Annotated in this window: 17 protein-coding genes; 10 read left to right on the top strand and 7 right to left on the bottom strand. The window is 72.2% G+C overall.

The features are described from left to right. The first annotated feature begins 74 nt into the window (after nt 1-74). From DSM104299_RS04155 to DSM104299_RS04170, 4 genes are all read left to right on the top strand, one after another. Nucleotides 75-2138 carry an ArnT family glycosyltransferase gene (locus DSM104299_RS04155; RefSeq protein ID WP_272476029.1) on the top strand — a complete coding sequence of 688 codons (2064 nt, stop codon included), beginning with the start codon at nt 75-77 and terminating at the stop codon, nt 2136-2138. A gap of 50 nt (nt 2139-2188) precedes the next feature. Further along, a complete protein-coding gene (locus DSM104299_RS04160; protein WP_272476030.1) occupies nt 2189-3799 on the top strand; it encodes a GMC family oxidoreductase in 1611 nt (536 codons plus the stop codon). A 189-nt stretch (nt 3800-3988) separates the two neighbouring features. Further along, on the top strand, nt 3989-4408 hold the full coding sequence (locus DSM104299_RS04165) for an ATP-binding protein (protein ID WP_272476031.1): 420 nt from the start codon (nt 3989-3991) through the stop codon (nt 4406-4408). Nucleotides 4409-4551: 143 nt separating this feature from the next. Then, nucleotides 4552-5886: an NAD-dependent malic enzyme gene (locus DSM104299_RS04170; protein WP_272476032.1), complete on the top strand. Its 1335-nt coding sequence runs from the start codon at nt 4552-4554 to the stop codon at nt 5884-5886. A gap of 2 nt (nt 5887-5888) precedes the next feature. Here the strand turns inward: DSM104299_RS04170 and DSM104299_RS04175 are convergent, their stop codons facing one another. Then, nucleotides 5889-6356, bottom strand: a complete 468-nt coding sequence (locus tag DSM104299_RS04175) for a MarR family winged helix-turn-helix transcriptional regulator (RefSeq protein ID WP_272476033.1) — start codon at nt 6354-6356, stop codon at nt 5889-5891. 96 nt (nt 6357-6452) lie between these two features. Here DSM104299_RS04175 and DSM104299_RS04180 point away from each other — a divergent pair, with 96 nt between their 5' ends. Beyond that, nucleotides 6453-6911: a cupin domain-containing protein gene (locus tag DSM104299_RS04180; protein WP_272476034.1), complete on the top strand. Its 459-nt coding sequence runs from the start codon at nt 6453-6455 to the stop codon at nt 6909-6911. On the opposite strand, the gene DSM104299_RS04185 is transcribed toward DSM104299_RS04180, so the two are convergent. The 3 genes from DSM104299_RS04185 to DSM104299_RS04195 form a co-directional block, all read right to left on the bottom strand. Next, on the bottom strand, nt 6908-7408 hold the full coding sequence (locus DSM104299_RS04185) for a beta-class carbonic anhydrase (RefSeq protein WP_272476035.1): 501 nt from the start codon (nt 7406-7408) through the stop codon (nt 6908-6910). The two genes, DSM104299_RS04180 and DSM104299_RS04185, sit on opposite strands and share 4 nt — an antisense overlap. Nucleotides 7409-7473: 65 nt before the next feature. Then, entirely contained in the window at nt 7474-9672 is a 2199-nt protein-coding gene (locus DSM104299_RS04190; RefSeq protein WP_272476036.1) for a 3-hydroxyacyl-CoA dehydrogenase NAD-binding domain-containing protein, read from the bottom strand. Nucleotides 9673-9675: 3 nt separating this feature from the next. Then, a complete protein-coding gene (locus tag DSM104299_RS04195; RefSeq protein WP_272476037.1) occupies nt 9676-10893 on the bottom strand; it encodes an acetyl-CoA C-acetyltransferase in 1218 nt (405 codons plus the stop codon). Between the two features lie 85 nt (nt 10894-10978). On the opposite strand from DSM104299_RS04195, the gene DSM104299_RS04200 reads away from it, so the two are divergent. Next, nucleotides 10979-11617 carry a TetR/AcrR family transcriptional regulator gene (locus DSM104299_RS04200; RefSeq protein ID WP_272476038.1) on the top strand — a complete coding sequence of 213 codons (639 nt, stop codon included), beginning with the start codon at nt 10979-10981 and terminating at the stop codon, nt 11615-11617. On the opposite strand, the gene DSM104299_RS04205 is transcribed toward DSM104299_RS04200, so the two are convergent. Together DSM104299_RS04205 and DSM104299_RS04210 are read right to left on the bottom strand one after the other, a co-directional pair. Beyond that, entirely contained in the window at nt 11598-11966 is a 369-nt protein-coding gene (locus DSM104299_RS04205; protein WP_272476039.1) for a vanadium-dependent haloperoxidase, read from the bottom strand. The two genes, DSM104299_RS04200 and DSM104299_RS04205, sit on opposite strands and share 20 nt — an antisense overlap. Continuing rightward, entirely contained in the window at nt 11963-12880 is a 918-nt protein-coding gene (locus tag DSM104299_RS04210; protein WP_272476040.1) for a phosphatase PAP2 family protein, read from the bottom strand. The genes DSM104299_RS04205 and DSM104299_RS04210 overlap by 4 nt, the downstream gene beginning before the upstream one ends. A gap of 183 nt (nt 12881-13063) precedes the next feature. Here DSM104299_RS04210 and DSM104299_RS04215 point away from each other — a divergent pair, with 183 nt between their 5' ends. The 4 genes from DSM104299_RS04215 to fgd are packed head-to-tail and all read left to right on the top strand — an operon-like array spanning nt 13064 to nt 18550. Beyond that, the gene (locus DSM104299_RS04215; RefSeq protein ID WP_272476041.1) at nt 13064-14377 is read left to right on the top strand and encodes an O-acetylhomoserine aminocarboxypropyltransferase/cysteine synthase family protein; all 1314 of its coding nucleotides are present in this window, start codon (nt 13064-13066) and stop codon (nt 14375-14377) included. A 24-nt stretch (nt 14378-14401) separates the two neighbouring features. Next, entirely contained in the window at nt 14402-15511 is a 1110-nt protein-coding gene (gene metX, locus DSM104299_RS04220; protein ID WP_272476042.1) for a homoserine O-acetyltransferase MetX, read from the top strand. Between the two features lie 23 nt (nt 15512-15534). After that, complete coding sequence (locus DSM104299_RS04225) at nt 15535-17538, top strand: hypothetical protein (protein WP_272476043.1); 2004 nt, start codon at nt 15535-15537, stop codon at nt 17536-17538. A gap of 10 nt (nt 17539-17548) precedes the next feature. Further along, entirely contained in the window at nt 17549-18550 is a 1002-nt protein-coding gene (gene fgd / locus DSM104299_RS04230; RefSeq protein WP_272476044.1) for a glucose-6-phosphate dehydrogenase (coenzyme-F420), read from the top strand. A 9-nt stretch (nt 18551-18559) separates the two neighbouring features. Here fgd and DSM104299_RS04235 read toward each other — a convergent pair whose 3' ends face one another. After that, entirely contained in the window at nt 18560-19111 is a 552-nt protein-coding gene (locus DSM104299_RS04235; RefSeq protein WP_272476045.1) for a hypothetical protein, read from the bottom strand. Nucleotides 19112-19160 lie beyond the last annotated feature (49 nt).

Raw genomic sequence — 19160 nt, forward strand, 5'->3', positions numbered from 1 at the left:
CCGAGCGCCAACGACTCAGCGACGTCCCAGGAAGCCCAGGGGACCGGCTCAGGTGCCGGGCCGATGCTGCTGGCATGTCGACCGCGACCCCTGCCTCCGTACGCGCCCCGCGCACGTCTCCCGGCTCCTCCGCCCGGGAGCGCCTGCGCGCGCTCCGGATCCCCGTGCCCGCGCCCGAGCTGCTCGTGCTGCTCGCCGTCGCCGCCGTCCTGGACCTCTGGGCCTTGGACCGCAACGGCTTCGCCAACACCTACTACTCGGCGGCCGTCCGGTCGATGGCCGGGAGCTGGCACAACTTCTTGTACAACTCGTTCGACGAGGCTGGTCTGCAGACGCTGGACAAGCCGCCGCTGGCCCTGTGGGTCCAGGCGCTCTCGGTCCGCGTGTTCGGGTTCTCGTCGTGGGCGATGCTCGTGCCGCAGGCGCTCATGGGCGTCGGCACGGTCGCGTTGGCCTATGACATGGTCAAGCGCGTCTTCGGCCGGCCGGCGGGCTTCGCCGCCGGGCTCGTGCTCGCGCTGACGCCGATCACGGTCGCGGTCTCGCGCCACAACAACCCCGACGCGCTGGTCGTGCTGTGCTCCACGGCGGCCCTGTGGTTCACGATCCGCGCGGCGCTCGACGGTCGCACCAAGTGGCTGGTCTGGGCCGGCGTGATGGTCGGCGCCGGCTTCGAGACGAAGATGGGCACCGGCCTGCTGGTCCTGCCGGCGCTGGCCGTCGCGTACTTCTGGGTCGCGCCGCGCGGCCGGCTCGTCGCCGTCCGCCAGCTCCTGGCCGGCGGCGTGGCGGCGGCGGTCGTCGGGCTCGCGTGGCCCGTGTTGATGTGGTTGACGCCGGCGGCCGGCCGCCCCTGGATCTCGGGCACGAGCGACAACTCGATCTGGTCGTTGATCCTCAACTACAACGGCGTCGGCCGCCTCGACGGCCAGGCCGGGGGGCCGGGCGGCGCGGCGGGCGGCGGGGGCCCGGGCGGCGGCGGAGGTGGCGGCGGCATGGGCTCGGTCTTCGGCGGCGACACCGGCCTCACGCGGCTGGTCGACGCGAGCCTCGGCGGCCAGGCCGGCTGGCTGCTCGGCATGGCGATCGTCGGCGGCCTCGGCGTCGCGGTCGTCAGCGGCCTGCGCCGGCGCGACGCGCGGACCGGCTTCATCCTCGCCGCGGGCGGGGCGTTCCTGACCTGCGCCGTGGCGTTCTCCTTCGCCAAGGGCATCTTCCACCCCTACTACGTGTCGATGCTCGCGCCCTTCACCGCGGTGCTGGTCGGCGCGACGGTCGGGACGGTGCTGCGCGGCGAGGTGGCCGCCCGGATCATCGGGCCGCTGGCGATCCTCGGCGGTCTCGTCACCGAGGTGATGGTCGTCCATCGCGGCGCGGCGGACGTCGACAGCCTGATCCCGCTGGCGATCGTCGCCGGCGTGGCGGGCGCGGCCGTGCTGGCCGCGAAGGTCCCGACGAAGGTGCGCGGCATCGCGCTGGCCGTCGCGCTGGGCGCCATGCTGATCGCGCCGGCGTCGTGGTCGGCGCAGACGCTGGGCCACGCCACGAGCACCACGTTCCCCGCGGGCGGCCCGTCGTCGCAGGGCGGCTTCGGCGGGGCCCCGGGCGGCGGCGGGCGCGCGATGGGCGGCGGCTTCGGCGGCGGCGGCCAGCCCCCGCCGATGCCGGGCGCGGCGACCGGCGGCCAGGTCTCCCCGCCCGCCGGGTTCTCGACCCAGGGCCAGAGCGCCGGTGCGGGCGGCGCCACCACCGGCGGCGCCGGCGGCATGTTCGGCGGCAACGCCAACCTGACCGAGGCGCTGACCTACGCCAACGCCCACGGCGGCGGCACCATCGGCGTCTCCAGCCAGCAGGGCGCGGCCGAGACGATCATCCAGAGCGGCGCCAAGGTCGCGGGCCTCGGCGGCTTCTCCGGCCGCGAGTCCGAGGTCACCGCGCAGTGGCTGGCGCAGGCCGTCGCGGACGGCCGGATCCGCTACGTCCTGACCGACGGCACCACCGGCGGGATGGGCAACGACGGCCGCGTCGGCTCGACCGCGCTGATGACGGTCGTGCAGAAGGTGGGCAAGGAGACGAGCGTGTCTGGCCTCTACGACCTACGGGGGCAGGCCGCCGCGATCCGGGCCGCGGCCGGGTAGGTGGGCCCAGCACTTGCGCCGGACCGGCGCCGTCGGCGAGCATCGGGGACATGGCCCCCGTGGACTACGTCGTCGTCGGCGCCGGCTCAGCCGGCTGCGTCCTCGCCAACCGGCTGACCGAGGACCCGAGCGTCCGGGTCCTCCTCGTCGAGGCCGGGGGCAAGGACCGGAGTCCGAACATCAAGATCCCGGCCGGCTTCGCCAAGCAGTTCCACACCAAGTTGGACTGGGACTTCGCGACCGAGCCGGAGCCCCACTGCGACGGCCGCTCGCTGTTCATCCCGCGGGGCAAGTCGCTCGGCGGCTCGAGCTCCATGAACGCGATGCTCTACGTCCGGGGTCGGCCACTGGACTACGACCTGTGGCAGGCGGAAGGCGCGGCGGGCTGGGGCTGGGACGACGTGCGGCCCTACTTCCTCAAGGCGGAGAACAACGAGCGCGGCGCGTCCGAGCACCACGCGGTCGGCGGCCCGCTGAACGTCATGGACGAGCGGTCGCCGCGCAAGCTGACGCAGCGGTTCCTGGCGGCGGCCGAGCAGGTCGGGATCCCGCGGATCGCCGACTACAACGGGCCCGAGCAGGACGGCGCAGCGCTCGTGCAGGTCACGCAGCGCAACGGCCGGCGCTGGTCGACGGCCGACGCCTACCTGCGCCCGGCGTTGGAGCGGCCGAACCTCGAGGTGCGCACCAACGTGCACGTCGCGCGCGTGGCCCTGGAGGGCGACCGCGCGGTCGGCGTCGTCCTGCGCGACGGCCGCGGACGCGAGGAGACGGTGCGCGCCGAGCGCGAGGTCGTCGTCAGCGCGGGCGCGATCGGCTCCCCGCAGTTGTTGATGTTGTCGGGCATCGGCCCGGCCGACCACTTGCGAGATGTAGGTGTCGACGTCGCCGTCGACAGCCCCGCGGTGGGTGCCAACCTCCAGGACCATCCCTACGTCGTGTGCGTGTGGGAGTCCACGGTCGCCGAGTCGCTGTACGGCGCCGACAAGCCCAAGCCGTTGTTGGAGTGGCTGCTGCGGCGCTCCGGCCCGCTGACCTCGACGGTGGCCGAGGCGTTCGCGTTCGTCCGGTCGCGCCCCGGGCTGCCCGCCGCCGACCTCCAATACCACTTCGCGCCCGCCTACTTCGTGGACAACGGCGCCGAGGAGTTCGAGGGCCACGCGTTCACGATGGGGCCCGTCCTGATCAGCCCGAAGTCGCGCGGCGAGATCCGGCTCGCGGCGGCCGACCCGGTCGCCAAGCCGCGGATCGTCACCAACACGTTGGCCGAGCCCGAGGACATGGCCGCGCTGGTCACCGGCGTCGAGCTGGCGCGCGAGCTCGCCCGCGCCGAGCCGCTGGCCTCCGCGCGCGGCCGCGAGATCTACCCGGGCGAGGACGTGCGCGACGACGGCGACGTGGAGGACTTCATCCGCCGCAACGTCGAGCTGCTCTACCACCCGTGCGGGACCTGCCGGATGGGCGGCGAGGACGCCGTGCTCGACGCCGAGCTCCGCGTTCGCGGGGTGGAAGGCCTGCGCGTGGTCGACGCGTCCGTCTTCCCGATCGTCCCCGGCGGCAACACCAACGCCCCGACGATCATGGTCGCCGAGCGCGCGGCGGACCTCCTGAAGGGCCGGGTCAGACCTTCGCGGGCGGACATGGTGCGCAACGGCAGCTAGACGTCCAGCCAGGCCTCGATCCTGACTGGTTCGGAGCCAGGTTTGGGGGTACCCCCCACGTGAGTCGTCCGGTCTCTGCCGATCGGAAAGCCTGGCTGCGAACGCCACCCTCAGGGACCAACGAGGCCGACGGACGTACCGGACGAAACGGCGGTGGGCCGGAGGAACCCCTCCGAGAGTCGAGCTGCGATGAGTGTCGTGCCGGACCCGATGTCGTGGTCGTGGCCAGCCGAGGTGAGCAGCGTCAGCACCGCCCGTCACACCGTGGTGGACTGGCTGCGCGGACACCGGATGCCGGATCCGCCGCTGAGCGACATCGCGCTGCTCGTCTCCGAGGCGGTGACCAACGCGGTCACGCACGCCTACGTCGGCCAGCCGCCCGGCGCCGTGCGCGTCCAGGTGATCGTCGACCAGGACGAGGTCATGGTCGCGGTCGAGGACGAAGGCCACGGCCTGCGCCCGCGGCCCGACTCGCCCGGCCTGGGCTACGGCCTGGCCTTGATGGTCGCGGTCTCCAAGCGCTTCGAGGCGCAGTCGGGCGACGACGAGGGCACGCGCCTGCGGGCCTGGTTCAGCCGCGATCCGGCGCAGGCGACGCTCCCCGAGTGACGACCTAAGGTGTAGGTCTTGCTGGCGGCCGGCGCGGTGGTGGTGGCCGAGTTGGAGCGCCGCGTCGGGGTCGTCTTGTCCGATCGGGCGCTCGATCAGCTCGACACGACGATCGCGGGGCTGTGCGACATAGGCTGACGGGCATGGCCATGGACTGCACCTACCGGCTCCGGATCCCGCACACGTCCGGACAGCTGGCGAAGGTCGCGACCAGGATCGCCGAGCACGGCGGCCTGATCGGCGACGTCAAGACGATCTCGGTCGCGCGCCACGAGGCGCTGCGCGAGATCACCGTCGAGCTGCGCGACAAGGATCACGCGCAGGCGCTGGCGACCGGGCTCGGTGAGCTGCCGGGCGTGAGCGTCGCGTGGTTCCACGACCGCGCGTTCCTCGCGCACGACGGCGGGAAGCTCGAGATCGTCGGCCGGCGCAAGATCGAGACCAACCAGGACGTCCGCGACGTCTACACGCCGGGCGTCGCGCGCGTGTGCACGGCGATCGCCGAGTTCCCGCAGATCGCCGGGCGCTTCACGTCGATCGGGCGCAGCGTCGCGATCTGCACCAACGGGACGCGGGTCCTGGGCCTCGGCGACATCGGGCCGCTGGCGTCGATGCCGGTGATGGAGGGCAAGGCCTTGTTCTACGCCCAGCTCGTCGGCATCAGCGCGATGCCGATCCTGATCGACACCAAGGACGTCGACGAGTTCGTCGAGACCGTCGTGCGCATCGCGCAGGGCTTCGGCGGGATCCACCTGGAGGACATCTCGGCGCCCGAGTGCTTCGAGATCGAGCGGCGGCTGATCGACGCGCTGCCCCAGCCGGTGATGCACGACGACGTCCACGGCACGGCGGTCGTGACGTTCGCGGCGGCGATCGCGGCGTGCCGGCAGGTGGGGATCCGGCTCGACGAGGCGGTCGTCGGGCAGATCGGGCTGGGCGCGGCCGGCTACGGGATCGCGTCGCTGATCCACGACGCCGGCGTCCGGCGAGTCATCGCCAGCGACCCGAACCCGCGCGCGCAGGAGCAGGCGCGGGCGCGGGGCATCGAGATCGGGACGCTGGAGGAGGTCATGGCGCAGGCCGACGTCGTCGTCGCGACCTCCGGCCGACCGGGCCTGATCGCACCGGCGCTCGTCCGGCCCGACCAGGTCATCCTCGCGCTGACCAACCCCGTCCCCGAGATCGAGCCCGACGCGGCGCTGGCCGCCGGCGCGGCGTTCGCGGCCGACGGCACGAGCGTCAACAACGTCCTCGGCTACCCGGGCATCTTCCGCGGCGCGCTGCTCGCGGGCGCGACCGCGATCAACCTGGACATGAAGCGCGCGGCGGCCTGGGCGCTCGCAGGGCTGACCGTCGAGTCCGAGCTGGTGCCCGACGTGCTCGACGCCCACGTCCACGACACCGTCGCCCAGGCCGTGCGCCAGGCGGCGGTCGACAGCGGCGTCGCCGATCCGGCGCGGGCGTCGCAACAGCTCTAGGCTCAGCCCGGCGCGGCGTCGCCGGCCAGCCCCGCGTTGAGCCGGGTGAGCAGCGCGCGGAGACGGGCGAAGTCGCTCTCGCCGAGCAGCGTCGTCCACTCCGCCTCGATCTCGGCGACGGCCGCGCGCATCGTCATCGCGACCTCGCGCCCGCGGGCGGTCAGGTGGACGCGGCGGGAGCGCTGGTCGTCGGGGTCGGGGCGGCGCTCGAGGTAGCCGAGCTGCTCGAGCTGGCCGAGCACGTAGTTGACCGCCTGCTTGCTCATCTCCGACTGCGCCGCGATCTCGCTGGGGCGGCGGCCCTCCGGGCCCGGCCAGCGCAGCAGGACCATGTGGGCGCCGACGACGTCGGTGAACCCGCGTTCGTGCAGCGCGGCGAGCATGCGCGCGCGGACGACGTCGACCGGCATGCGCATGAGCGCGCCGATCAGCGGAGGCCCGAGCTCGGAGTCGGTGGTGGGGGCGGGCATCGTTCGGGCAGATGGTAAAGCGACTTGACGGCAAGAGTGATGTCGCGATAAGTTCGTCAAGTCACTTTACCCTCGCACCCGGAGCACGCACACCCGATGTCGAACCCCGCGCACGCGCCGATCCCGCTCGGCCCCATCACCGTCACGTTCTCCGTCGTCGCCGAGGAGTCCAACGGCACGGTCACCGTGCAACGCTGCGACGTGCGCGCCGGCGCCGGCATCCCGCTCGCCCACAGCCACGACGCGTTCGAGGAGACGATCCACGGCCTCGCGGGCCGGGCGACGTTCACGATCGACGGCGAGGAGGTCGTCATCGGCCCGGGCGACACGGTCTGCATTCGCCGCGGCGCCGTGCACAGCTTCATGGTCGACGACGCCGACGACGACGCCTCGTTCCTCGCGATCGCGACGCCCGGCGTCTTCGGCCCGGAGTACTTCCACGACCTGGCCGACGTCCTCCGCGCCGCCGGCGGTCAGCGTCCGGATCCGGCGGCGATCGGCGCGGCGATGCAGCGCCACGGGCTGACGCCGGTGCCGCCCAAAGCCGTGGCCTAGCGCTCGCCCGCGACCTCGCGCAGCGACCCGTCCTCGGGGTCGAAGACGAAGCCGCGGATGTGGTCGCGATGCGGCAGCTCGCGTGCCGCGCGGAGGCGGGACAGGGAGGCGCGCAGCGTGTCCTCGAGGTCGTCGAAGGCGCCGAGGCGCCAGGTCGGCAGGATGCCGTCGGCCGACAGCATCTGGCGGTAGCCATCCTCGGACGCGCCGTGCAGGCCGCAGCCCTCGTGCATGACGACGACGATGTCCTCGGTGCCGAGCAGGCGCTGGGACGCGCTCAAGGAGCGGATCGCGTCGTCGGTCGCCAGGCCGCCGGCGTTGCGGATGATGTGCGCGTCGCCGCGCTCGAGCCCCAACATCGGGAACAGGTCGATCCGCGTGTCCATGCAGGACAGGACCGCGACCTTGCGGCGCGGGCGTGCGCTCAGGCCCGGGGCGGCGAGCTCGTCGGCTCGGCCGGCCGCGGCCTCCAGCATCTCATCGGCGTTCTTCGACATCGCGCCGGATCGTATTCGAGCCGGCCGGAAGCGCTCTCCCGGCCGGCCCGCACCACCAGGTCCTACTACGCGGCGACCGGGGTCCCCGCGTCGCTGTACGTCTCGCCGGCCTCGGCCTTCTCGACCAGCGACGCCGGCGGCGCGAAGCGCTCGCCGTACTGCTCGGCCAGCTCACGGGCGCGGGCCACGAAGCCGGCGACGCCGCCCTCGTAACCGTTGATGTACTGGAGCACGCCGCCCGACCAGGCCGGGAACCCGATGCCGAAGATCGAGCCGATGTTCGCGTCGGCGACCGACTCGATCACGCCCTCGTCACGGCACTTGACGGTCTCCAGCGCCTCGGCGAAGAGCATGCGCTCCTCCAGGTCCTTCAGCACGATCGTCGACGGATCGTCGACCGGCGGGAACAGCTCGCGCAGCCCCGGCCAGAGGCCGGCGCGCTTGCCGTCCTCGTAGTTGTAGAACCCGGCGCCGCGCAGCCGGCCCGCGCGACCCTCGGCCAGCATCTTGTCGATGACCGTGAACGCCGGGTGGTCGACCCACTCGCCGCCCGCGGCCTCGATCGCCTCGCGCGTCGCCTTGCGGACGCGGGCCATCAGCTCGAGGTTCAGCTCGTCGCTGAGCTGGAGCACGGGCGCGGGGTAGCCGGCCTGCGAGGACGCCTGCTCGATCGTCGGCGCAGGGACGCCCTCCGTCAGCATCGCGATGGCCTCGTTGATGAACGTGCCGATGACGCGCGAGGTGAAGAAGCCGCGCGAGTCGTTGACGACGATCGGCGTCTTCTTGATGACCTTGGCGACGTCGAGCGCGCGATAGAGCGTCTCGTCGCTGGTCTGCTCGCCCTTGATGATCTCCAGCAGCGGCATCTTGTCCACCGGGGAGAAGAAGTGCAGCCCGATGAAGTCGGCCGGGCGCGACACGCCTTCGGCCAGCGTCGTGATCGGCAGCGTCGAGGTGTTGGACCCCAACAACGCGCCCTCGGCGAGGTGCGGCTCGATCTCGGCGAAGACCTGGGCCTTGACGGCCGGGTCCTCGAAGACGGCCTCGACGACGAGGTCGGCGCCGGCCGCGGCGGCGGGGTCGGTCGTCGGGGTGATCCGCGCCAGCAGCGCGTCGGCGTCCTCCTGCGAGGACCGGCCGCGCGAGACGGCCTTGTCGACGAGCGTCTTGGAGTAGTCCTTGCCGCGCTCGGCCGCGGCCTGGTCGACGTCCTTGAGCACGACCTCGATGCCGGCCTTCGCGCAGACGTAGGCGATCGCGGCGCCCATCATGCCGGCGCCCAGCACGACCGCCTTGGTGGGGGTGAAGCGCTCGACCGAGTCCGGCCGCCCGCGATCTCCGTTGACCTGCTGGAGGTCGAAGAAGAACGCCTGGATCATGTTCTTGGCCACCTGGCCGGTGGCCAGGTCGGTGAAGTACCGGCCCTCGATCTCGATCGCGGTGTCGAAGTCGACCTGGGCGCCCTCGACCGCCGCCGCCATGATGTGGTGGGGCGCCGGGTAGTTCGCGCCCTTGAGCTGCTTGCGCAGGTTGGCCGGGAACGCCGGCAGGTTCATCGCCAGCTTCGGGTTGGACGGCGTGCCGCCCGGGATCTTGTAGCCCTTGACGTCCCACGGCTGCCCGGCGAAGTCCTCGCCCTGGGCGTTGATCCACGCCTTGGCGGCCGGCACGAGCTCGTCGCGCGTCGCGACGACCTCGTCGACGAGGCCCATCTCCTTGGCCTGCGCCGGGCGCTTCTCCTGACCCTGCAGCAGCAGCTGCATCATCGCGTCGACGATGCCGAACATGCGGACCGTGCGCACGACGCCGCCGCCGCCCGGCAGCAGCCCGAGCTTGACCTCGGGGAAGCCGAGCTTGGCCTTCGGGTCGTCGACGATCACGCGGTGGTGCGTGGCCAGCGCGATCTCCAGGCCGCCGCCCAGGGCGGCGCCGTTGATCGCCGCGGCGACCGGGACGCCGAGCGTCTCCAGCCGGCGCAGCTGGGCCTTGACCTCGCGGATGCCGACGGCGAACTCCGCGGACTGCTCGCGCGTGACCGTCTTGAGGTCGTTGAGGTCGCCGCCCGCGAAGAACGTCTTCTTGGCCGACGTCAGGACGACGCCCTTGATGTCGTCCTGCTCGGCCTCCAGGCGGTCGACGGTCGCGCCCATCGACTCGATGTAGGCGCGGTTCATCGTGTTGGCCGACTGGTTGGGGTCGTCCAGCGTCAGGACGACGATCCCGTCATCGCCCTTGTCGTACTTGATGGTCGTGGACTCGGCCATGGTCTAGATCGCCTCCACGACGGTCGCGATGCCCATGCCGCCGCCGACGCAGAGCGTGGCGAGGCCGTACTGGCCACCCGTTCGGTGAAGCTCGTCGACGAGCGTGCCGAGGATCATGCCGCCGGTCGCGCCGAGCGGGTGGCCCATGGCGATCGCGCCGCCGTTGACGTTGACCTTGTCCAGGTCGAGCTCCATGTCGCGCACGAAGCGCAGGACGACCGCAGCGAACGCCTCGTTGATCTCGACCAGGTCGAGGTCCTCGGCGGTGAGGCCGGCCTTGGCGAGCGCCTTCTTGGACGCCGGCGCCGGGCCGGTCAGCATGATCGTCGGGTCGGCGCCGCTCACGGCGGTGGCCAGGATCCGTGCGCGCGGCGTGAGGCCGAGGTCGTGGCCGACGGCCTCGTTGCCGATCGCCAGCAGCGAGGCGCCGTCGACGATGCCCGAGGAGTTGCCGGGCGTGTGGACGTGGTCGATCTTCTCGACCCAGTGGTACTTCTGCAGCGCCACGGCGTCGAAGCCGCCCATCTCGCCCATCGCGGCGAACGAGGGCTTGAGCTTGCCCAGCGTCTCGACCGTCGTGCCGGCGCGGATGAACTCGTCGTTGTCGAGGACCACGTTCTCGTTGAGGTCCTTGACCGGGACGACCGAGCCGGCGAAGCGGCCCTCGGCCTGCGCGGTCGCGGCGCGCTCCTGCGAGCGGGCGGCGTAGGCGTCGACGTCGTCGCGCGAGAACTCCTCGATCGTCGCGATGAGGTCGGCGCCGACGCCCTGCGGGATGAACGACGTGTCGTAGTTGGTCTCGGGGTCCATCGCCCAGGCGCCGCCGTCGGAGCCCATCGGGACGCGCGACATCGACTCGACGCCGCCGACGAAGACGAGGTCCTCCCAGCCGGAGGCGACCTTCTGGGCGCCGATGTTCACGGCCTCCAGGCCGGAGGCGCAGAAGCGGTTGAGCTGGACGCCGGCGACGGTGTCCGGCAGACCGGCCTTGATCGCGGCGGTCTTGGCGATGTCGGCGCCCTGGTCGCCGACGGGGGAGACGCAGCCGAGCACGACGTCGTCGACCCGGTTGGGGTCGAGCTTCTCGTTGCGGACGAGCATCTCGTGCATCAGGCCGACCACGAGGTCGACGGGCTTGGTCCCGTGCAAGGAGCCATTGCTCTTGCCCTTGCCACGCGGGGTCCGGATGGCGTCGAAGACCAACGCCTCTGAGGCTGCCATTCCTCGTTCTCCTCGAAGTCGAAAGCGGGGTCGGGAAGCTACCACAGAAACATTCAGTCGTGAACGCAAGTAGACTGCGCGCTCGATGGCGACCACACCGTCCAGCCGGCGCAGCCAGGCCGAGCGCTCCGCCGCGACGCGCGAGGCGCTGCTCGACGCGACGCTCGAGTGCCTCGTCGAGGTCGGCTACGCCAACACGACGACGGCCCGCGTGGCCGAGCGCGCCGGGCTCAGCCGCGGCGCGCACCTCCATCACTTCCAGACGCGCGACACGCTCCTGGCCGCGGCCGCCGACCACCTCACGCGCCGCCGCGGCGAGCACCTGAGCACGGCCGTCGACGCGCTACCGCCCAGCGGCCCGGACCGCACGGCCCAGGGCCTGGACCTCATCTTCGACAGCTACAACAACCCGCTCTACCAGGCGACGCTCGACCTCTGGACCCACGGCCGCACCGACGAGGAGCTGCGCGGCCACCTGATCCCGATCGAGCGCCAGCTCGACCGCCAGACGGTCGAGCTGTCCAAGCGCCTGTTCCCGGACGCCGCCGGGCGCCCGGACTTCGAGCGCCTCGTGGAGCTGGCGCTGGCCGCGATCCGCGGGCTCGTCGTGCTCGACACGCTGCACGCCGACGGCGCGCGCGCGTCCAAGCAGTGGCCCGCGTGCCGCGACCAGCTGGCCGCGCTCTTCGAGGCCTCGCCGCCGGCTACTCCAGCGGTCCGCTGACCCCGGCGGCCTTCAGCTCGGCCCGCGCGATCTGCCGCCCGAGCTCCGCGCTCGTCACGTCGGTCGAGCGCAGGTGGATGCCCTCCCACACGCGCGCGTCGATGTTGTCCTGGGTCGCTTCGGCCCACTCGGCGTAGGTCCGGTACACGCCGACCGCATTCGGGCTGGTGACCACGATCGGCTTCGCCGGATGCGGGCCGATCAGCGTGCGCAGCGTCTGCTCGGCCGCGCCCGCGAAGCCCGCGTGCCCGCTCGGGTACTCGGGGTGCAGCGGCGTGCTGATGAGCGGCTTGAACGACGGGTCGTACGGCGTCGCCGGGTTGCCGTCGTCGACCGTCAGCGCCGTCACCGGACGCCAGCGCAGGTACTTGTACTTGGCCCGTAGATCGCGATCTGCGCGTCGACCAGGACCTTGTTGAACAGGGCCACCGTCTTGACGCGCGGGGCGACCGGCCGCGCGGCGCCGACGATCGTCGCGCGGAGGATGGGCGTGAAGCCGCCGACCGACGTCTGCGACCAGAACCTCGCGATGTCGGTCTGCTCGGGCGTGCGGACCTTCGAGCTCAGCGAGCCGACGGCGTCGATCTCCTGCAGGTCGGCGATCTCGGTCGGCGAGTCGATCGCCGGGGGCGGCGGCGCCAGGAACTTCGCGGCGACGTCCTTGATGATGAACGGCTTGGCGTTGCCCTGGCCGGCCTGCACGGCCGGCCCGAAGCTCGGCGCCGTGGGCCGCCACACGCCGATCGCGGCCGGCGGCGGCGTGAACGGCGCGTTGACGGCCGAGACGTCGAGGCCGTCGCCCTTGCGCGCGGTGACCGCGGCGGCGGCCGCCTTCACGCCGGCCGCGATGCCGGCCGCCTTGGCCTTGCTGCCGGGCAGCGGGGCCAGCGTGCGGCGCCGCGCGTCGTCGGCGACGGGCTTGGACGCGGGCAGCAGCTCCACGAGCGCGTCGTGGACTGCGGCGGAGAGCGCGGCGCGCGTGGCGATCTCGCGTCCCGCGGGCGTGAGCGTCTTGGGCAGGGCGCCGATCGCGGTGTCGGCGGCGCCCCAGGCGATGGCCCAGGTGCGCGTCGCCGTGACCTGGGTGTTGCCGGCGGCGGGGTAGCCGGCGGCGGCGATGGCCTGGGCGGACGCGTCGTACCAGACGCCGACGGGGTCCGACGAGGCGGGCGGCGACAACGCTTGGCCGTTGGCCGCGGGCACCGCGACGACCGCTAAGGCGGCCGCCGCGAGCAGGGGTGAGAGCAGGTGCGTGCGTGACATGGCGGTGCAGCGTAGAGCAAAGTCGATAAAACTGATAGAGAATTAGGAGTTAGGTTCCGCCTTGACGGGCTTCGGCGCGCCTGGTCGACCGGGACGCTGACGGTCGCGCGCGCGAAGCTCGTCCTGCCCGCGGTGGAGCCGGACAAGTAGACAAAACCCATAAAGACGATAGGGTTTGGTGGTATGTCCGACGACGCCGCCATCACCTACCGCCCCGAGACGGTCGCCCTGCACGGCGGCCAGTCGCCCGATCCGACGACGAACGCCCGCGCGGTCCCGATCTACCAGACGACGTCCTACGTCTTCGACGACACCGAGCACGCCGCCGACCTGTTCGCGCTGAAGGTGCCGGGCAACATCTACTCGCGGATCGCGAACCCGACCTGGGACGTCCTCGAGCAGCGCCTCGCGCAGCTCGAGGGCGGCGTCGGCGCGCTGGTCACCGCGTCCGGCCAGGCCGCGGTCACCTACTCGGTCCTGAACGTCGCGCGCGCCGGCGACAACATCATCTCGGTCTCGCAGCTCTACGGCGGGACCTACAACCTGTTCGCGCACACGCTGCCGCAGTACGGGATCGAGGTGCGCTTCGTCGACGCCGACGACCCGGGCGCGGTCGCGGCGCTGGTCGACGACCGGACGCGACTGGTGTTCGGCGAGACGATCGGCAACCCGCGGCTCAACGTGCTCGACGTCCCGGCCTGGGCCGAGGCCGCGCACGCCCACGGCCTGCCGTTGATCATCGACAACACGGTCGCGACGCCGATCGGCGCGCGCGTCCTGGACCTCGGCGCCGACATCGCGGTGCACTCGCTGACGAAGTTCATCGGCGGCCACGGCACGTCGATCGGCGGCGCGCTGGTCGACGCCGGGCGCTTCGACTGGGTCGCGCACGGGGCGCGGTTCCCGGGTCTGACGCAGCCGGACCCGTCCTACCACGGCGTGGTGTGGAGCGACGCGCTCGGCCCCGCCGCCTACATCGGCCGCGCGCGGACGGTCCTGCTGCGCAACACGGGCGCGGCGCTGTCGCCGTTCAACGCGTTCCTGTTCCTGCAGGGGGTCGAGACGCTGCCGCTGCGGATCGAGCGCCACAACGAGAACGCGCTCAAGATCGCGCGCTGGCTCAAGGAGCACGAGAGCGTCGCGTGGGTCTCCTACCCCGGGCTGGAGGACGACGCCTACCACGACGTCGCCGGCCGGGTGCTGCAGGGCGGCTACGGCGCGCTCGTGACCTTCGGCGTGGTCGGCGGCCTCGAGTCGGGCCGGAAGTTCATCGAGTCGCTCGGGCTGTTCAGCCACCTCGCGAACATCGGCGACGCCAAGTCGCTGGCGATCCACAACGCCACGACCACGCACTCCCAGCTCAACGCCGAGGAGCTCGCGGCGGCCGGCGTGACCGAGGACACCGTCCGACTGTCGGTCGGCATCGAGCACATCGACGACCTGATCGCCGACCTCGACCAGGCACTCGCGCACGCGCGCGTGCCGGCGACGGCGTAGACCCTGCGCGGGGCGCGGGACGCAATGGCGTCGACCGCGATCGAACGCGCGGGCCAGCGGGTCGTCCTCTACGGCGAGGACGACCCGCTGGCGCTGGCTTGCGGGCGGACGCTGGCGCCGGTGGAGGTCGCGTACGCGACGTACGGGACGCTGAACGCGGACCGCTCCAACGCGGTCTTCGTGTGCCATGCGCTGACCGGCGATGCGGACGCGTCGGGCGCGGGCGGATGGTGGTCGACGATGGTCGGTCCGGGCCGGCCGATCGACACCGACGCGCTCTTCGTGATCTGCCCCAACCTGCTCGGCGGCTGTCGAGGGACGACGGGGCCCTCGTCGGTCGACCCGGGCACCGGCAAGGCCTATGGGTTGGACTTCCCGCCGCTGGCGATCGCCGACCTCGTGACGGTGCACCGGCGGTTGTTGTCGCACCTGGGGATCGCGCGGCTGCACGCCGCGATCGGCGGGTCGATGGGCGGGATGCAGGTGCTGCAGTGGCTGATCGACGCGCCCGGCGAGGTCCAGCGGGCGGTGCTGGTGGGCGCGTCCCCGCGGCTGACGGCGCAGAACATCGCGCTGTCGCACGTCGCGCGCCGGGCGATCCTGGACGACCCGGACTTCCGCGACGGCGACTACGCGGCGGCGGGCGTGCGGCCGGCGCGCGGGTTGGCGACCGCGCGGCGCCTGGCCAACGTCACGTACCTGAGCGAGGACGGGATGGCGCAGAAGTTCGCGCGCGCGGAGCCCGATGGCTGGGCGGGCGTCGGCGACGCGGCGCGCTGGCTGGCGCCGGCCTACGACGTCGAGTCCTACCTCGAGCACCAGGCCGAGACCTTCCTGGCGCGCTTCGACGCGCTGTCCTACCTGTACCTGACGCGGATCATGGACGCGTTCGACCCGTTCGGCGGGCCCTCGGCGCCGGCACTCGATCCCGCCACGCGCGCGTTGGTGGTGTCGTTCACGAGCGACTGGCGCTTCGGGACCGAGCACTCGCGGGCGCTGGCCGCAGGCCTGCGGCGCGGCGGGATCGACCAGGTCGACGAGCAGGTGATCGCCTCGCCGTGGGGCCACGACTCGTTCCTGCTCGACGTCCCGGAGTACCTCGATCGGGTGAGGGCCTTCGTCAACGACCGCTGACGCGGGGAGTAGGGTGCCGCGCCATGTCCCGTCGTACTTCGCTGTTCCGGGCGCTCGTCCCAGCGCTCGTCCTCGCCGCGCTCCCCAGCGCCGCTCATGCCGCCACCGCGTCGCCCTCCGGGGCCGGCTGCGACCGTCTCGACGACGCGGCGTGCCTGCTGCCGTTCCCCAACGACGCGTTGCGCAAGGACGGCAAGCTCGACCTCCGCACGTCGCAGATGCCGCGCAACGCGAAGGGCAAGGCGATCGACGCGGCCGGCTGGAAGGGCCTCGACGGCTTCAGCCCGGGCTCGGTCATCCTGACCAAGGTCCCGGGGTGGGAGACCGACGCGGCGCTCGAGCGCAGCGGCGCGGTGTCGCTGAGCGACCTCTCGAAGTACACGGACAAGAAGGCGCCCGTGCTCGTGATCGACGAGCAGACCGGCAAGCGCTGGCCGATCTGGACCGAGTTGGACAACAACGCCAAGCAGGGGTACCGGCTGCTCGAGGTCCATCCGGCGAAGAACTTCCTGGAGGGCCACACCTACGTCGTCGTCCTGCGCGCGCTGAAGCGCGCGGACGGGTCCGCCATCCGGGCGGGCAAGCGCTTCGCCTCGCTGCGCGACGGCCAGCGCCCGGCGGGCGCCCGGTACGCCAAGATCTTCAAGGCCATCAAGAAGGCCGGGGTCAAGCGCGACAAGTCGCTCTTCCTGACCTGGGACTTCACGGTGGCGAGCGAGAAGTCGCTGAGTGGCCGCGCGGTGTTCATGCGCGACCAGACGTTCAAGGCGCTGGGCGACACGAACCTCGCCGACGGCAAGGTGCAGGGCGCCGCGCCCGCGTTCACGCTCCAGACCAAGCCGCTGGACGGCGACCTCGCCAAGTTCGCGGGGCGCTACGCCCAGGTGCTCGAGGGCACCTTCCCGGTGCCGTGCTACCTGACCAAGGGCTGCGCGCCCGGCTCGCGGATGACGATCGGCGCCGACGGCCTGCCCAAGCAGCAGGGCACCTACACCGCGCGCTTCACCTGCGTGGTGCCGGCGACCGCGACCGCGGACCACCCGGCGCGCCTCGCGCTCTACGGTCACGGCCTGCTGGGCAAGGAGACCGAGATCCTGTCGGGCCCCGACGTCCCGAAGATGGCGGCCGAGAGCAACACGGTGTTCTGCGCGACGCCGTGGATCGGCATGGCGTCGGAGGACATCCCCAACGCCATCGACGTGCTCGGCGACTTCTCCGGCATGCCGACGCTGCCGGACCGCCTGCAGCAGGGCTTCCTGGATGCCCTCGTCCTGGGCCGCGCGATGGCGCACCCGCAGGGGCTGGCGACGTCGCCGCTGCTGGAGCAGGGCGGGCGCTCGATCGTCCAGACCGGCTCGATCGGCTACGACAGCAACTCGCAGGGCGGGATCGCCGGCGGCGCGCTCACGGCGCTGGCGCCGGACTTCAGCCACGCGGTGCTCGGCGTCCCGGGCATGAACTACAGCGTGCTGCTGCCGCGCTCGGCGGACTTCGACACCTACAGCCTGGTCATGTACCCGGCCTACAAGGACCAGGTCGAGCGGCCGCTGATCCTGGACCTGGCGCAGCTGCTGTGGGACCGCGGCGAGGGCGACGGCTACGCCCAGCACATGACCGGCGACCCGCTGCCGAACACGATCAAGCACACCGTGTTGCTCGACGTCGGGCTCGGTGACCACCAGGTCACGCAGTTCCAGGCCGACGTCGAGGCGCGCACGATCGGCGCGTCGATCCACACGCCGATCGTCGCGGCCGGGCGGTCGCCGCAGGCCAAGCCGTCGTGGGGGATCCCGGCGATCGCGTCCTATCCGTTCAACGGCTCGGCGATCGTCTACTGGGACGCCGGGCCGGCGCTGGTCAACGTCCCGCCGCTGGCCAACCACCCCAACCGCGGCAAGCAGGACCCGCACGAGCTCGTTCGCCGCACGCCGGCGGCGCGCCAGCAGAAGGCGACGTTCCTGGCCGGTGGCGGGCTGATCGACCCGTGTGGCGGCAAGCCGTGCGTGGCGGCGTCCGACGTTGGATAGCGTGACGGCCATGGGCGTGCGCATCGGTTACAAGGCTTCGGCGGAGCAGTTCGATCCGGCGACGTTGTTGGGGTTCTCGCGGCATGCGGAGGAGGTGGGGCTCGACATCGTCGCGACGTCGGATCACTTCCAGCCGTGGCGGCATCGCGAGGGGCATTCGCCGGCGGCGTTGCCCTGGTTGGGCGCGGCGACGCAGGCGACGTCCCGCGCGCTGCTGGGGACGAGCGTGTTGACGCCCACGTTGCGCTACGAGCCGGCGATCGTCGCGCAGGCCTTCGCGACGTTGGGCTGCCTGGCTCCGGGGCGCGTGTTCCTGGGCGTCGGGACGGGCGAGGCGATGAACGAGACGCCCGCCACGGGCGCCGAGTTCCCCGGGCGCAAGGAGCGGCGGCTGCGGATGGCCGAGGCCATCGAGCTGATCCGCAAGCTGTGGCGCGAGGAGCGCGTCGACTTCGAGGGCGAGTACTACACGACGTCGCAGGCGACGATCTACGACCGGCCCACCGAGGAGGTCCCGATCTACGTGGCGGCCTCCGGGCCGCTGGCCGCGAAGCTGGCGGGCCGCGTCGGCGACGGGTTCATCTGCACCTCGGGCAAGGATCCGCAGCTGTACCTGGACCTGTTGGAGAAGGTCCGGGAGGGCGCCGAGGCCGCCGGGCGCGACCACGCGCAGATCCGGCACATGATCGAGATCAAGGTCTCCTACGACCGCGACAAGCAGAAGGCCTACGACAACACCCACTTCTGGGCGCCGCTGGCGCTGACGCCGGAGCAGAAGGAGGGCATCGAGGACCCGATCGAGATGGAACGCGTCGCCGACGAGCACCTCGACCAGGCCCACACCCGGTTCATCGTCTCCGACGACCCCGACGAGGTCGTCGAGCGGATCGGCACCTACCTCGACCTCGGCTTCGACGACCTCCTGCTCCACGGCCCAGGCCCCGACCAGACCCGGTTCCTGGACCAGTTCTCCGAGGACGTGCTGCCGAAGCTGCGGGAGCGGGCGGGGTAGCGCTGGCGCCTAGCGCCAGCGCCAGTGGCTGCGCAGGAGGTTGAGCGCGCTGTTCCCGACGTCAACAAGGTTCGCGTCGGTCAGGACCTGCACCTGGAACACGCGGCGGCCACGCCTGACGACGATGTCGGTCTGCCGGGCGCTTGTCCCACCGAAGGTGTAGGCCAAGATCGAGGTTCCGCCGGGCTTGCGCGCGAAGGTCGTGGCGGTCGGGTTGAGCACCGGTGTGTAACCCTGAACGCCCGGCGGGAGACCGAGCAGCGCCTGCTCGAGCTTGACGGGATCCCGCGGCACGGTGGACTTGCCCCACCTGCGCGCCAGGCTCTTGGCCGGGATCGACCCGATCGTGACCAGCACGGCGTTCTGAACCTGCGCGCCGCCCCGCGCGGCCGGTGAGCTGACGGTGGTGATGCGCCAGCCGCCGCCGTGGCCGTGCTTGACGTGCCACCCGCTGGGGGCGACCGTGCGGAAGCCAGGGCCGGTGACGCGCTGGCGCGCATGGGCCGACGCCGGCGCCAGGAGGGCCAACGCGACGAGCGCGACGAGCATGCGGCGAGCCATGGTCGCGAAGATCGCACTTCGCAAACCTGATCGCTACGACATCCCCTGC

This window comes from Baekduia alba (assembly GCF_028416635.1).
Taxonomy (GTDB): Bacteria; Actinomycetota; Thermoleophilia; order Solirubrobacterales; family Solirubrobacteraceae; genus Baekduia; species Baekduia alba.

Bases quoted from the DNA above. Each gene is read 5' to 3' on its own strand.
- DSM104299_RS04155 (WP_272476029.1), top strand. From the start codon at position 75: ATGTCGACCGCGACCCCTGCCTCCGTACGCGCCCCGCGCACGTCTCCC.
- DSM104299_RS04160 (WP_272476030.1), top strand. From the start codon at position 2,189: ATGGCCCCCGTGGACTACGTCGTCGTCGGCGCCGGCTCAGCCGGCTGC.
- DSM104299_RS04165 (WP_272476031.1), top strand. From the start codon at position 3,989: ATGAGTGTCGTGCCGGACCCGATGTCGTGGTCGTGGCCAGCCGAGGTG.
- DSM104299_RS04170 (WP_272476032.1), top strand. From the start codon at position 4,552: ATGGCCATGGACTGCACCTACCGGCTCCGGATCCCGCACACGTCCGGA.
- DSM104299_RS04175 (WP_272476033.1), bottom strand. From the start codon at position 6,356: ATGCCCGCCCCCACCACCGACTCCGAGCTCGGGCCTCCGCTGATCGGC.
- DSM104299_RS04180 (WP_272476034.1), top strand. From the start codon at position 6,453: ATGTCGAACCCCGCGCACGCGCCGATCCCGCTCGGCCCCATCACCGTC.
- DSM104299_RS04185 (WP_272476035.1), bottom strand. From the start codon at position 7,408: ATGTCGAAGAACGCCGATGAGATGCTGGAGGCCGCGGCCGGCCGAGCC.
- DSM104299_RS04190 (WP_272476036.1), bottom strand. From the start codon at position 9,672: ATGGCCGAGTCCACGACCATCAAGTACGACAAGGGCGATGACGGGATC.
- DSM104299_RS04195 (WP_272476037.1), bottom strand. From the start codon at position 10,893: ATGGCAGCCTCAGAGGCGTTGGTCTTCGACGCCATCCGGACCCCGCGT.
- DSM104299_RS04200 (WP_272476038.1), top strand. From the start codon at position 10,979: ATGGCGACCACACCGTCCAGCCGGCGCAGCCAGGCCGAGCGCTCCGCC.
- DSM104299_RS04210 (WP_272476040.1), bottom strand. From the start codon at position 12,880: ATGTCACGCACGCACCTGCTCTCACCCCTGCTCGCGGCGGCCGCCTTA.
- DSM104299_RS04215 (WP_272476041.1), top strand. From the start codon at position 13,064: ATGTCCGACGACGCCGCCATCACCTACCGCCCCGAGACGGTCGCCCTG.
- metX (WP_272476042.1), top strand. From the start codon at position 14,402: ATGGCGTCGACCGCGATCGAACGCGCGGGCCAGCGGGTCGTCCTCTAC.
- DSM104299_RS04225 (WP_272476043.1), top strand. From the start codon at position 15,535: ATGTCCCGTCGTACTTCGCTGTTCCGGGCGCTCGTCCCAGCGCTCGTC.
- fgd (WP_272476044.1), top strand. From the start codon at position 17,549: ATGGGCGTGCGCATCGGTTACAAGGCTTCGGCGGAGCAGTTCGATCCG.
- DSM104299_RS04235 (WP_272476045.1), bottom strand. From the start codon at position 19,111: ATGGCTCGCCGCATGCTCGTCGCGCTCGTCGCGTTGGCCCTCCTGGCG.